Annotated in this window: 9 protein-coding genes and 2 pseudogenes; 8 read left to right on the top strand and 3 right to left on the bottom strand. The window is 70.4% G+C overall.

Features of this window, described 5'->3' with window-relative positions:
* Positions 1-20: 20 nt before the first annotated feature.
* The 3 genes from gltX to M4J07_RS15715 all read right to left on the bottom strand — a co-directional run bounded on the left by gltX (position 21) and on the right by M4J07_RS15715 (position 2,586).
* The gene (gltX, locus tag M4J07_RS15725; protein WP_255972257.1) at positions 21-1,505 is read right to left on the bottom strand and encodes a glutamate--tRNA ligase; all 1,485 of its coding nucleotides are present in this window, start codon (positions 1,503-1,505) and stop codon (positions 21-23) included.
* Entirely contained in the window at positions 1,498-2,295 is a 798-nt protein-coding gene (locus M4J07_RS15720) for a fumarylacetoacetate hydrolase family protein (RefSeq protein ID WP_255972255.1), read from the bottom strand. The genes gltX and M4J07_RS15720 overlap by 8 nt, the downstream gene beginning before the upstream one ends.
* Positions 2,296-2,400: 105 nt before the next feature.
* The gene (locus tag M4J07_RS15715; protein WP_255972254.1) at positions 2,401-2,586 is read right to left on the bottom strand and encodes a hypothetical protein; all 186 of its coding nucleotides are present in this window, start codon (positions 2,584-2,586) and stop codon (positions 2,401-2,403) included.
* Positions 2,587-3,163: 577 nt separating this feature from the next.
* On the opposite strand from M4J07_RS15715, the gene M4J07_RS15710 reads away from it, so the two are divergent.
* The 8 genes and pseudogenes from M4J07_RS15710 to M4J07_RS15675 all read left to right on the top strand — a co-directional run.
* Positions 3,164-6,973: a sensor histidine kinase gene (locus M4J07_RS15710; protein WP_255972252.1), complete on the top strand. Its 3,810-nt coding sequence runs from the start codon at positions 3,164-3,166 to the stop codon at positions 6,971-6,973.
* Positions 6,974-6,982: 9 nt separating this feature from the next.
* Positions 6,983-7,396: a roadblock/LC7 domain-containing protein gene (locus M4J07_RS15705; RefSeq protein ID WP_003951074.1), complete on the top strand. Its 414-nt coding sequence runs from the start codon at positions 6,983-6,985 to the stop codon at positions 7,394-7,396.
* A 162-nt stretch (positions 7,397-7,558) separates the two neighbouring features.
* Positions 7,559-7,969 (top strand): DUF742 domain-containing protein, encoded by a 411-nt coding sequence (locus M4J07_RS15700; RefSeq protein WP_255972250.1) that lies wholly within the window; start codon positions 7,559-7,561, stop codon positions 7,967-7,969.
* A complete protein-coding gene (locus M4J07_RS15695; RefSeq protein WP_255972249.1) occupies positions 7,950-8,537 on the top strand; it encodes a GTP-binding protein in 588 nt (195 codons plus the stop codon). The genes M4J07_RS15700 and M4J07_RS15695 overlap by 20 nt, the downstream gene beginning before the upstream one ends.
* A gap of 372 nt (positions 8,538-8,909) precedes the next feature.
* Positions 8,910-12,175 (top strand): annotated as a pseudogene (locus tag M4J07_RS15690) (sensor histidine kinase).
* Between the two features lie 10 nt (positions 12,176-12,185).
* Positions 12,186-12,599, top strand: a complete 414-nt coding sequence (locus M4J07_RS15685; protein WP_026057603.1) for a roadblock/LC7 domain-containing protein — start codon at positions 12,186-12,188, stop codon at positions 12,597-12,599.
* Positions 12,600-12,692: 93 nt separating this feature from the next.
* Positions 12,693-13,280 (top strand): DUF742 domain-containing protein, encoded by a 588-nt coding sequence (locus M4J07_RS15680; RefSeq protein ID WP_374215046.1) that lies wholly within the window; start codon positions 12,693-12,695, stop codon positions 13,278-13,280.
* Positions 13,261-13,431: pseudogene (locus M4J07_RS15675) on the top strand (ATP/GTP-binding protein); the annotation flags it as partial. The gene M4J07_RS15680 and the pseudogene M4J07_RS15675, both read left to right, overlap by 20 nt.

Below are 13,431 nucleotides of genomic sequence, written 5' to 3'. Positions count from 1 at the left end.
GGCCTCTGGTGGCGCTGTGGTTATCCGGCGAGCTTCGCGAGGGCCGCGTCGATCCGGGTCAGGGTCTGCTCCTTGCCCAGGATCTCCAGGGACTCGAAGAGCGGCAGGCCGATCGTACGGCCGGTGACCGCGACGCGGACCGGGGCCTGGGCCTTGCCGAGCTTGAGGCCGTGCGCCTCGCCGGCGGCCAGGACGGCCTCCTTGAGCGACTCGGCGGAGGACCAGTCGGCGGCGTCGAGCTTCTCACGGGCCGTGGTCAGCAGGGCGTCGGAGCCCTCCTTCATGGCCTTCGTCCAGCTCGGCTCGTCGAAGACGGGCTCGGGCAGGAAGAGGAAGTCGACGTTGTCCGTGATCTCGGACAGGACCTTGAGGCGGGTCTGCGCGTGCGGGGCGATCGCCGCCCACTTGGCCTCGTCGAAGTCCTCGGCGGCCCACGGCGCGAAGGGGGCCTTGAGCCACGGGGCGCAGCGCTCGGCGAAGTCCTTCGGGTCGAGCAGGCGGATGTGGTCGCCGTTGATCGACTCGCACTTCTTGAGGTCGAAGCGGGCCGGGTTGGGCTGGACGTCCTTGACGTCGAAGGCCGCCACCATCTCCTCGATCGAGAAGATGTCGCGGTCGGCCGAGAGGGACCAGCCGAGCAGCGACAGGTAGTTGAGCAGGCCCTCCGGGAGGAAGCCGCGCTCACGGTAGAGGTTCAGCGACGACTGCGGGTCGCGCTTGCTGAGCTTCTTGTTGCCCTCGCCCATGACGTACGGGAGGTGGCCGAACTCGGGCGTGAACTTGGCGATGCCCAGGTCCGTCAGCGCCTTGTACAGGGCGATCTGGCGGGGCGTGGAGGAGAGCAGGTCCTCGCCGCGCAGGACGTGGGTGATCTCCATCAGCGCGTCGTCGACCGGGTTGACGAGCGTGTACAGCGGCGCGCCGTTCGCGCGGACGATGCCGTAGTCCGGGACGTTCTCCGGCTCGTACGTGATGTCGCCGCGGACCAGGTCCGTGAACGTGATCGTCTCGTCGGGCATCCGGAAGCGGGTGATGGGCTTGCGGCCCTCCGCCTCGTAGGCCTGCTTCTGCTCGGCGGTCAGCTCGCGGCAGTGGCCGTCGTAGCCGGACGGCTTGCCGGCGGCGCGGGCCGCGTCGCGGCGGGCGTCCAGCTCCTCGGTCGAGCAGTAGCAGGGGTACGCGTAGCCGCCGTCGACGAGCTTCTGCGCGACGTCCTGGTAGATGTCCATCCGCTGGGACTGGCGGTACGGGGCGTGCGGGCCGCCCACTTCCGGGCCCTCGTCCCAGTCGAAGCCCAGCCAGCGCATCGCCTCGAGCAGCTGCTCGTACGACTCCTCGCTGTCGCGGGCCGCGTCGGTGTCCTCGATGCGGAAGACCAGGGTGCCCTGGTTGTGGCGCGCGAAGGCCCAGTTGAACAGGGCGGTGCGGACCAGGCCCACGTGCGGGTTACCGGTGGGCGAGGGGCAGAAACGGACACGGACTGCTGGAGCGGATGCGCTAGCCACGCTTGACAACCTTGTTGGTGAGAGTGCCGATGCCTTCGATGCTGACGGCGACCTCGTCGCCGACGCTGAGCGGGCCGACCCCTTCCGGGGTGCCCGTGAGGATGACGTCGCCGGGGAGCAGCGTCATGGCCTCGGAGATGTTCGCGATCAGGTCCGCGATGGGCGTGATCATCTGCGACGTGCGGCCGAGCTGGCGCTGCTGGCCGTTGACCGTGCACTGGATCGTGAGGTCCGACGCCGCCGCGACGTCGAGGTCCGTCTCCACCCAGGGGCCCAGCGGGCAGGAGGTGTCGAAGCCCTTCGCGCGGGCCCACTGCTTCTCGCGCTTCTGGACGTCGCGGGCGGTCACGTCGTTCGCCGCGGTGTAGCCGAGGATCACGTCGTTCACGCGCTCGCGCGGGACCTCGCGGCACATGCGGCCGATGACGACGGCCAGCTCGGCCTCGTGGTGGAGGTCCTGCGAGAAGGACGGGTACTGGATCTCGTCGCCGGGGCCGATGACCGAGGTCGACGGCTTGAAGAAGGCGAAGGGGGCGTCGGGAACCTCGTTGCCCAGCTCCTTCGCGTGCTCCGCGTAGTTGCGGCCGAAGGCGATCACCTTGTTCGGGAGCACGGGGGGCAGCAGCCGGACCTTGGTGAGCGGGACCTTCGTGCCGCTCAGCTCGAAGTCGGCGAACGGGATGCCCTTGATGATGTCGAGCACGAGCCCCTCGTAGGACCCGGGGGGACTGTCGCCTTCGACCGCGCCGAAGGCGACGTTCCCGTCGATGGAGAATCTGGCGATGCGCACGGGTGGCTGCGCCCCTTTTTCTTGCCGGTGGGCCCGGGTGGGTTTGACCGGTCAAGGCTAACGCGGCGCGTGGGGGCGTGGTCCGTCGTGCGGCGTCGCGCCGCCTCAGGCTGCCGGAGTGATCTCCGGGGCGACCATCAGGATGGTGCGGCGGGGGTTGGCCGTGTTCGTGGGGAGCGTGGCCGAGTGTTCCGGGACGGCGGGCGCGGCCTGGATCTCGTCGGCGTCCTTGAGGTGCGCCAGCGTCGTGCGCCGCGGGTTGGCAATGTTGTGGAACATCATCGTCTTCATGACTGCGCTCTGGAACCTTTTCGGTCGTGTGCTCGGTTGTCTGGTGGGCCATCCCTGTAAAGCGTCAGGCTAAACATCAGATTCCCGTCGAAAGCCGGGAAGTTGCGATCCCCGCCATGTGAGTTTGCTCACGAAGGGCCTCGCAAAAGGGGCAGTTCGGAACGCCAGCCCCCGCACCCGAAACGGACATTGCGTACCTGAAGCCACCATTCCGCTCCCGATCATGGCGACTGGGACACCCCCGGGCCGTACCTGGAAAGTCCAGCATTGCCCGGTTTCCCCTAGATCACTTTCTACGTCTCGTAATACTCTCCTCACGCCGCGTCACATGCGGCGCGGCGCACCCCTCGGGCCTTGTTGGAGATCCTGCACTGTGCTGGAATCCCTGGGACCGCCGCGGGATCGAACCGGCGCACGGGGGCGCGAAGCAGCGCCCGGCCGGCGGCGGGAAGGGGGAGACCAGCGCCGGTCACTCACGACCACAGGGGGGCGTTTCAGGTCGCCCCTCGAACTACGCCGACACCGTCCTGTCCGCGCATGCGGGGGCAGGGCGCCTGGTCCAGAGGTTGCGACGCTAGTGCAGGGACGTAAGAACAGGGATGGCAGCGCTGCGGCGGAGCCGGAGCCGCGCGGCGGGACCGGCCCGATAGCCGGCGGTTCCCAGCCCCCGCACGCCCAGAGTCCGGGGCGCACCGCGTCCGTCGACGCCGGGGAGCGCGACGGGCGCTCCAGCGTGTCCGGGGCCGCGGCCCCGCCGTCGCCGGCCTTGGTGAAGAGCAAGGCGCCGACGGGTCCCGGCTCGCGAATAGCCCTGCGCAACTGGCGCATCTCGACGCGTCTGGTCTCGCTGCTCGCGCTCCCCGTGGTCGCCGCGACCTCGCTGGGTGCGCTGCGCATCGCCGAGTCCCTGAACGACATCGAGCAGCTCGACAACATGAAGCTGCTCACCGAGATGACGAAGCAGGCCACCGACCTGGCCTCGGCGCTCCAGGAGGAGCGCGACCAGTCGGCCGGACCGCTGTCGAACGACCCCAAGGCGACCGGCGACTTCAGCATCAAGTCCGCGCGCGAGAAGACCAACCGCGCCCGTGACACGTTCCTGCAGTCCACCACGGACATCGAGGGCGACGGCCAGTCGGGCAGCCTGCGCGGTGTGCGGGAGCACGCCGTCCAGATCGCCCACGAGCTGATCACGCTCAACACCATCCGGCAGGACGCGTACGCCAGCAAGACCAACTCGTCGCAGACGGTCGAGGCGTACGGCCGCATCGTCGAGCAGCTGCTCTCGCTCTCCACCGACATGGCGCAGGCGACCAGCAGCCCCGAGATGATCCAGCGCACCCGTGCGCTCGCCGCCTTCTCCTCCGCCAAGGAGTACGCCTCCGAGCAGCGCGCCGTCATCGCGGCCGCCCTCCCGCCGAACAGCTCCACCGTCGGCAAGCTCTCGGAGACCGACCGGCAGTACGCGCAGGCCGCGTCGGACAACCAGGACTCCCAGCTCGACTCGTTCCGCAGCGTGTACGGCAACGTCGCCGCGGCGGAGCTGCTCAAGCCGCTCGACGAGAACAACGCCACCATCAAGGCCGCGGACACCTACGCCGAGCGCGTGCTGTCCAAGCCCGAGGGCATCAAGACCCAGGACAAGCGCTCCTACAAGGACTGGGTCGACGCGGACAGCTCCCGCATCCAGGAAATGGGCAAGATCGAGCTGACGCTGCTCAACCAGATGGAGCAGGAGGCCCGCGAGCTGCGCAACGCCTCCGAGCGGTCCGCCATCATCAACGGTGCGCTGATCCTGCTCGTGCTCGGCGTCTCGCTCGTCGGCGCGTTCGTCGTGGCCCGCTCCATGATCCGCTCGCTGCGCCGCCTCCAGGACACCGCGACCAAGGTCGCCCAGGACCGCCTGCCCGAGCTGGTCAAGGAGCTCTCCGAGTCCGACCCGCAGGACGTCGACACGTCCGTGGAGTCGGTCGGTGTGCACTCCCGGGACGAGATCGGCCAGGTGGCCGCGGCCTTCGACGACGTGCACCGCGAGGCCGTCCGCCTCGCCGCCGAGCAGGCCCTCCTGCGAGGCAACGTCAACGCGATGTTCACCAACCTCTCGCGGCGTTCGCAGGGCCTCATCCAGCGCCAGCTCTCGCTCATCTCCGAGCTGGAGTCGCGCGAGGCCGACCCGGACCAGCTGTCGTCGCTGTTCAAGCTCGACCACCTCGCCACCCGCATGCGCCGTAACGGTGAGAACCTGCTCGTCCTCGCCGGTGAAGAGCCCGGCCGCCGGTGGACGCGGCCCGTGCCGCTCGTCGACGTGCTGCGTGCCGCCGCGTCCGAGGTGGAGCAGTACGAGCGCATCGAGCTGGCCTCCGTGCCCGCCACGGACGTCGCCGGACGCGTCGTCAACGACCTCGTGCACCTGCTCGCCGAGCTCCTCGAGAACGCCACGTCGTTCTCGTCCCCGCAGACCAAGGTCAAGGTCACCGGTCACGCGCTGCCCGACGGCCGGGTGCTGATCGAGATCCACGACACCGGCATCGGCCTGTCCCCCGAGGACCTCGCGGCCATCAACGAGCGGCTCGCGTCGCCGCCCACCGTGGACGTCTCGGTGTCGCGCCGCATGGGTCTGTTCGTGGTCGGCCGGCTGTCGCAGCGCCACGGCATCCGCATCCAGCTCCGTCCCTCCGACTCCGGTGGTACGACCGCGCTGGTCATGCTGCCCGTCGACGTCGCCCAGGGCGGCAAGAAGGTTCCCGGCAAGCCGGGTGGTCCGGGCGGCTCCGGCGGTCCCGCCGCCGCGCAGGCCGCCGCCGGTGCCTCCGCCGCCCGGCGCGGTGTCGCCCCGGGTGCCGGGGCCGGCGCGGCCGGACGGCTCGCCGCCGGTCCGGGTGCGGCACGGCCGCAGGTCGGCGCCGGGGCCGGTGGCCCGCGTGCGGCGCTGCCCGCCCGTGACGCCGCCCCGCAGCAGGGCCTCCCGCAGAACGCCCAGCAGAACCAGCAGAGCCCCCAGCAGCGCGGCCCGCAGAGCCCGCAGCCGCCCCAGCGTCCGCAGGCGCCCGGCGGCCCGACCACCGGTGGCCTGTTCGGCGCCGGTCCGCAGGGCCAGGGTCCCGTCCCGCCGCAGCAGCGCACCCACAACGACCCGGCCGAGCAGCAGAACCAGGGCGGTCGCCGTCCGGTGCTGCCGCCGCGCGGCGGTCCGCGTGCCGAGCTGCCGGGCGGCAACCCGCAGCCCCGCGTGCCCAGTTGGAGCGACGAGAACGCGCAGCCGCACCTCGACGCGCCGCGCGGTCACGACGAGAGCGACTCCGTCGGGTCCACCTCGCAGTTCCCGCGGGTCCAGGACGAGCGGCAGGGCCCCGGCTCCACCGCCGAGTTCGCCCGCCCGGACTACGACGCGCCGCTTCCGCCCGCGCCCCGGCAGCCGCAGGCTCCGACGCAGGACCAGGGCACCGGCCAGTTCGTCCGCCCGGACGTCTTCGGCGGCGCCCAGAACGGTGGCGCGCAGAACGGCGCCCTGCACAACGGCGCCGCGAACGGCTTCCGCGACAGCGGTCTGCCGGGCCACCAGGACCCGTCGGGCACCGGCCAGTTCGAGCGCCCGCAGCCGCCCCAGGCCCCGCAGTTCCCGCAGGCGCCGCAGAACCCGGCCGACACCGGCCAGTTCACGCGCCCGCAGAACCCTTCGGGCACCGGTCAGTTCGAGCGCCCGCAGGCCCCGCGCCAGCGCGGCGACCAGGACTTCCCGCCGTCACCGCCGCGCCCGGCCGACCACGGCCAGGGCCAGGGCATCCCGGCCCAGCCCGCGCAGCAGGACTACCTGCCGCCGGCCAGTGAGCCGGGCGACGGCCGCACGCCGCTGTACGACACCCTGGAGACCAACTGGTTCCACGGTCAGCAGGGCCAGCAGGCCCAGGGCCAGCCGAACCAGGGGCAGTACAACCAGGGCCAGTACAACCAGGGCGGCCAGCAGCTGCCGCAGCGCGGCACCTCCCAGTCGGCCGCCCCGCAGCAGGCGCCCCGGTCCCCGCAGCGTCCGCAGGCACCCGCCGCGGCGCCGCAGCGCCAGGCCGCCGCTCCGAACGGGGGCCAGGACCAGGCCAATTGGCGGCAGTCCCCGAACGACGAGCTGATGCGTCAGGCCGAGCGGGTGCGCAAGCCCGCCGCGGGCGGCGTCACCGTCTCGGGTCTGCCCCGTCGTGTCCCCCGGGCGAACCTCGTGGCGGGCACGGCACAGGAGCAGCAGCAGAACCAGACCGGTCCTCAGGTCTCGCGTGCGCCCGACGACGTACGCGGACGGCTGACCAATCTCCGTCGGGGTATCCAGCAGGGCCGCGACGCCGGCACGGGACAGACCGGCAGCTACCCCCGCCCCACTCACCAGCAGGAGCGTTAGTTGAGCCAGATGAGCCAGGCGGCACAGAACCTGAACTGGTTGATCACCAACTTCGTGGACAACACACCGGGTGTCTCGCACACGGTGGTGGTGTCCGCGGACGGCCTGCTGCTCGCGATGTCGGAGGGCTTCCCGCGCGATCGCGCGGACCAGCTCGCGGCGGTGGCGTCGGGTCTGACCTCGCTCACGGCCGGAGCGTCGAGAATCTTCGAGGGCGGGCCGGTGAATCAGACGGTCGTGGAGATGGAGCGCGGCTTTCTCTTCATCATGTCCGTCTCCGACGGATCGTCCCTGGCCGTGCTCGCGCACCCCGAGTGCGACATCGGCCTCGTCGGCTACGAGATGGCGCTCCTCGTGGACCGGGCGGGCGCCGTGCTCACCCCGGACCTCCGCGCGGAGCTGCAGGGCAGCCTCTTGCACTGAGGTGGGTGACGGCGGGTAACCCCCGGCGACCCGCACAGTCTTACGCATCAGTAGCCCCGGAAACCAGAGAAGTCACGTCATCCACATCCGGCCGTCACAAACCCCCCACCGGCCCACCCTCAGACGGCAGGCCCTGACCCCGCCGTCCCGCCCGGAGGATCCATGACCCCGCCCACCGCCTCTCACGGCCCGTACGGTGCCGCAGCGCACGACGCATACGGTCCTGAGGGCGACCAGCCGCTGGTCCGTCCCTATGCGATGACCGGTGGCCGGACCCGGCCGCGCTACCAGCTCGCCATCGAGGCGCTCGTCTCCACGACCGCCGACCCGGCGGCCCTGATGACGCTGCTCCCCGAGCACCAGCGCATCTGCCACCTGTGCCGCGAGGTGAAGTCGGTCGCGGAGGTCTCCGCGCTCCTCTCCATGCCGCTCGGTGTGGCCCGGATCCTCGTCGCGGACCTCGCGGAGGCCGGGCTCGTCGCCATCCACCAGCCGGGCGGCGACGAGAACAACGGCGGTGCGCCGGACGTGACTCTGCTCGAAAGGGTGCTCAGTGGACTTCGCAAGCTCTGACGGCTCCACGGGAGCCACCCGGTCGACCACCTCGGCGAAGATCGTGGTCGCGGGCGGCTTCGGCGTCGGCAAGACCACGTTCGTGGGGTCGGTCTCGGAGATCAACCCGCTGCGCACCGAGGCCGTCATGACGTCGGCCTCGGCCGGCATCGACGACCTGACCCACACCGGGGACAAGACGACCACCACGGTCGCCATGGACTTCGGCCGCATCACGCTCGACCAGGACCTGATCCTGTACCTGTTCGGCACGCCCGGCCAGGACCGCTTCTGGTTCATGTGGGACGACCTCGTGCGCGGCGCGATCGGCGCCGTCGTCCTGGTGGACACCCGCCGCCTCGCCGACTGCTTCCCCGCCGTCGACTACTTCGAGAACTCGGGCCTGCCCTTCGTCATCGCCCTCAACGGCTTCGACGGGCACCAGCCGTACAACCCGGACGAGGTCCGCGAGGCCCTGCAGATCGGTCCTGACACCCCGATCATCACGACGGACGCCCGCCACCGCGCGGATGCGAAGAGTGCGCTGATCACGCTGGTGGAGCACGCTCTGATGGCCCGTCTGAAGTAGACAACAACGGTCGGAAACCAGCCACCAAGTGGCTGGTTCCGTACGGCAGTTGTCGTAGGCCTTTCGGCGGCCCCTGTGGCCTTTGACACGCGGGGCCGCTGTGTTCATAACGTTTCGACAGAGAATTCCGGTGAAGCCGACACACGTCGCGCACAGCCGGTTCCACTGTGCTCACAAGAGCCCCGCCTTTTGGCGGGGCTCGCTCTTTATGACCGTTTTATCTGGGGCATACATCACGCTGAGGTTCCGGTTCCGACTGTTTGGAACTGCGCCTCCTGACGTGCTGGAATGCGCTGAACTGCCCAGTAAGAACGGGCCTGGAGTCAGACAGCGGCACAACGTAGGTGCCGACGCCGAGAGGTTGTTGGTCGAGTGAGGCGAAGCAAGAACAGTCCCGAGCCGGCATCGGCGCGGGGCAACTTCACCCCGCCGCCGCGGACAGCGGCACCGGCCGCCCCGGCCGAGGCCGCGGCGCCGGCACCGTCGGGCGGACGGATGTCACCGCGCAACTGGCGCGTACCCACCAAGCTGAACGCGATCCTGCTCATACCCGTGGTCGTCGGCCTGGTCATGGGCGGATTCCAGGTGAAGAGCTCCATCGACACCTGGCACGAGGCCGAGGACGCCGAGGCCACGGCGCGCGTGGTGCAGGCGTCGCTGACATACGGCAACCGCCTCATCGAGGAGCGGGACGTCACCGCCGCCCCGCTGCTCCAGGGCAAGAAGGACGACCCGACGGTCGTCAAGGCCCGCGCCGCGACGGACGCCGCCGCGGACGCCTTCCACGCCGCGGCGCAGAACATGCCGCACAAGGAGGGCCTCGACCGGCGCATGACGCAGTTCACCGAGGTCGAGGGCGGACTGAGCAAGCTCCGGGCCGCCGCGTACACCTCGAAGCTCCCGGGCGTGCAGACCGAGGAGCGCTACGTCGCCATCCAGCACCCGCTGATGGAGTTCGCCAACGAGCTGGGCCTCGGCACCGGAAACATCACCAGCTACGGCCGCACCGTCTACGCGATCTCGCTGTCCAAGGCCGCGCTCTCCCTGGAGCGCTCCATCGGCATGCACCTGCTGGTCAAGCCCGGCCCGACCGTCACGAGCTTCGCCAAGCAGCGCACCGCGCTCGGCAGCTACGCGTACCTCGAGGGCATCGCCGTCGAGGAGTACAAGGGCGGCGGTACGCCGGAGGACCTGCAGAAGCTCGACGACGCGATCAAGAAGCTGAAGACGGACGGCGCCAAGCAGGCCGCCGCCGCCAAGGCGAAGGCCCCGTCGTACATCCCGCCGCCGGCCGACACCACGGAGATGGTCGGCTACATCGTCGGGCTGCCCTCCACCCAGCCGAGCGCCCGTCTCGCCATCGCGCAGAAGGGCGTGACGCCCGAGAACTGGTGGGCCGTCAACACCGCGAAGTTCGACGCCTACCGCACGATCGAGTCGGACCTGGCCGACAAGGCCGTGAAGGAAGCCTCCGAGATCGCGGCCGACGCCAAGCAGGAAGCGATCATCATCGGCGCCGCCGTCGTGATCGCGCTGCTCGCCGCGGTGCTGCTCGCCGGTCAGATGGCCCGCCAGATGTCCCGCTCCATGCGCCGGCTGCGCTCCGCCGCCTTCGACGTGGCCGAGCAGCGCCTGCCGATGCTGGTCGACCAGCTCTCGCGCACCGAGCCGGGCCGGGTGGACACCCGCGTCCAGCCGATCCCGATCACCACGACCGACGAGATCGGCGAGGTCGCCCGCGCCTTCGACCAGGTTCACCGGGAAGCGGTACGGCTCGCGGCCGAGCAGGCCCTCCTGCGGGGCAACATCAACGCGATCTTCACCAACCTGTCGCGCCGCAACCAGTCGCTGATCGAGGGCCAGCTGACCCTCATCACCGACCTGGAGAACAACGAGGCCGACCCGGACCAGCTGGAGAACCTCTTCCGCCTGGACCACCTCGCGACCCGTATGCGCCGCAACGGCGAGAACCTCCTGGTCCTCGCCGGCGAGGAGCCGGGCCGCCGCTGGGACCAGCCGGTCCCGCTGGTCGACGTGCTGCGCGCCGCCACCTCCGAGGTGGAGCAGTACGAGCGCGTCGAGCTGTCCGGCGTCCCGGAGGCCGACATCCACGGCCGCGCGGTCACCGACCTCGTGCACCTGCTCGCCGAGCTGCTGGAGAACGCGACCACGTTCTCCTCGCCGCAGACCAAGGTCCGCGTCACCGCGACCCGTCTCCCCGACGGCCGCATCATGATCGAGATCCACGACAAGGGCATCGGCCTCACCGCCGAGGACTTCGCGGACATCAACCACAAGCTGGCCAACCCGCCGACCGTGGACGCCGCGATCTCCCAGCGCATGGGCCTGTTCGTGGTCGGCCGCCTGTCGGACCGGCACGGCATCCGCGTCCAGCTGCGCCCCTCGGGCGAGCAAGCGGGCACGACCTCGCTGGTCATGCTCCCGGACGCGATCACGCACGGCGGTGGCGGCGGTCACCAGCAGCACGACGACTCCGAGTTCACCGTCTCGACGATGATCCCGAAGCAGCAGGCGTTCGAGCACGCCCCGCTGCGCACGGCCGCCGAGCTGGGCTTCGACGACAGCCGTTACGAAGTCCCGGACGACGCCCGCGAACTGGACCCGGTCGGCCGCTCGCTGATGCGCGAGGAGCGCCGTGCGGCCCTGGAGGCGCAGGCGCAGACCCCTGAGGAGCAGCAGGCCCAGGGCGACCGTCCACTCTTCCGCGACCAGGTCGACCCGCAGCAACCGCTGCCGTCCCGCCCGGCCTTCGCCGAGCAGACCGCGTACGACGCTCAGCAGAGCGGCTACGACAACGGGCAGCAGTCGGGCTACGACGATCAGCGCCAGGGCGTCTACGACGAGCGGCAGCAGGTCTCGTACGGCGAGCAGCAGCAGCCCGCCTACGACGCCTTCGCCCCCGCGCAGCCCGCCTACGACAATGGCGGTCCCGGTTCGTACGACCCGAACTACGGGGCGCAGGACGGCTATGCGGAAGTCGCGCAGGAGTCCTACAACGCCTTCGAGCAGCCCGCGCGGCAGGCCGACTGGCAGGGGCAGGACTCCTACCAGGGCGACTTCCGGGCGCCGTACGCACCCGAAGCGGAATCCGTGCAGGCCGCTGACGCGGCGGAGCGGGAGAGCGTAGGCTTCGACCCGCACCGTCCGGCCGGTCCCGGCCTGTCGGCCGGCCCCTCCCCGTCCGCTCCGCACGCGCTGACCGACGCCGGTCTCCCGCGCCGCGGCGGTGGCGCCCCCCAGCGCCAGGAGCCGGCGCCGGAGCCTGCCGAGTCGGACGACGACTCCTGGCGCTCGGCCAACGACGAGCGGTGGGTGCGTGCCGAGCGGCTCAAGGAGCCGAAGGCCGGCGGAGTGACCTCGTCCGGACTTCCGCGCCGGGTGCCCAAGGCCAACCTGGTCGAGGGCACGGCGGAGTCCACGCCGCAGGGCGGCCCGCAGATCTCCCGAGCCCCCGAGGACGTACGGGGCCGGCTGAGCAACCTGCGCCGCGGTGTGCAGCGGGGCCGCAGCGAAGGCAGCAGTGACCAGCAGTGAACGCAAGTCTCGACAGTGTGACGAACGGCCAGGTCAGCGGGTTTCCCGATGAGCCTGACAGCACCTACAACCAGGAGCGTTAGTGTGAGCCCGATGAGCCAGGCGGCACAGAACCTGAACTGGTTGATCACCAACTTCGTGGACAACACCCCCGGGGTGTCCCACACGGTGGTGGTCTCCGCCGACGGACTCCTTCTGGCGATGTCCGAAGGGTTCCCCCGCGACCGCGCCGACCAGCTGGCGGCCGTCGCTTCGGGTCTGACCTCGTTGACCGCGGGCGCGTCCCGCATCTTCGAGGGTGGCGCGGTGAACCAGACAGTTGTGGAGATGGAGCGAGGATTCCTCTTCATCATGTCCATTTCTGATGGTTCTTCTCTCGCCGTCCTTGCACACCCCGAGGCGGACATTGGTCTCGTTGGGTACGAGATGGCACTTCTTGTCGACCGCGCGGGCACGGTTCTCACGCCCGACCTGCGCGCGGAGCTTCAGGGAAGCCTTCTCAACTAGCAGACAGGCGGTGCGGTTTCGCGCCTCGTGGCCGTAAGGTTTCGGGACGCGGCTCCACAGTGATGGTGCCCAGCGCAGTCGGAGGAGGAGTACGTGTCTGGTTCAGCAACACCCCCGAGCGGTTCGTCGGCCCAGTGGCCGCCCTACGGCCCCGGCCAGGGCCAGGCAGGCATGGGTGGTCGTGAAGACGGGTCGCAGAACCGGTACAACTTCCCCTCCACGCCGAGCCACGCCCGGCCGACCAGGCAGCCCGGTCCTTACGACCAGCCGCCCGCGCCCCGCATCCAGCCTGTGCAGCCCCAGCCGCGTCCTGACGCGAATCCCGCGCCTGCTGCGAAGAACAATCCCCTGGTGCGCCCGTACGCCATGACGGGCGGCCGCACCAGGCCGCGCTACCAGCTCGCCATCGAGGCGCTGGTGCACACCACCGCGCAGCCGCACCAGTTGCAGGGCCAACTGCCCGAGCACCAGCGGATCTGCAACCTCTGCCGGGAGATCAAGTCGGTGGCCGAAATCTCGGCCTTGCTGACGATCCCCCTCGGCGTGGCCAGGATTCTCGTCGCCGACTTGGCGGAGGCGGGCCTGGTCGCCATCCATCAGCCGGGCGGCGACGAGAACGCCGGCGGCCAGCCAGACGTGACTTTGCTCGAAAGGGTGCTCAGTGGACTTCGCAAGCTCTAGCGGAGGGCCGGTTTCCCCAAGTCGCTCCACCACCTCCGCGAAGATCGTGGTGGCGGGCGGCTTCGGTGTCGGCAAGACGACGTTCGTCGGCGCCGTCTCCGAGATCAACCCGCTGCGCACCGAGGCCGTCATGACGTCCGCTTCGGCGGGT

The organism is Streptomyces longispororuber (assembly GCF_024448165.1).
Lineage (GTDB): Bacteria > Actinomycetota > Actinomycetes > Streptomycetales > Streptomycetaceae > Streptomyces > Streptomyces longispororuber_A.
Note: the sequence above shows the minus strand (reverse complement) of the source record. Positions and strands in the feature narration are given on the sequence as shown.

Coding starts and splice junctions, on each gene's coding strand:
- M4J07_RS15705 (WP_003951074.1), top strand. CDS start 6,983: ATGAGCCAGGCGGCACAGAACCTGAACTGGTTGATCACCAACTTCGTG.
- M4J07_RS15715 (WP_255972254.1), bottom strand. CDS start 2,586: ATGAAGACGATGATGTTCCACAACATTGCCAACCCGCGGCGCACGACG.
- M4J07_RS15685 (WP_026057603.1), top strand. CDS start 12,186: ATGAGCCAGGCGGCACAGAACCTGAACTGGTTGATCACCAACTTCGTG.
- M4J07_RS15700 (WP_255972250.1), top strand. CDS start 7,559: ATGACCCCGCCCACCGCCTCTCACGGCCCGTACGGTGCCGCAGCGCAC.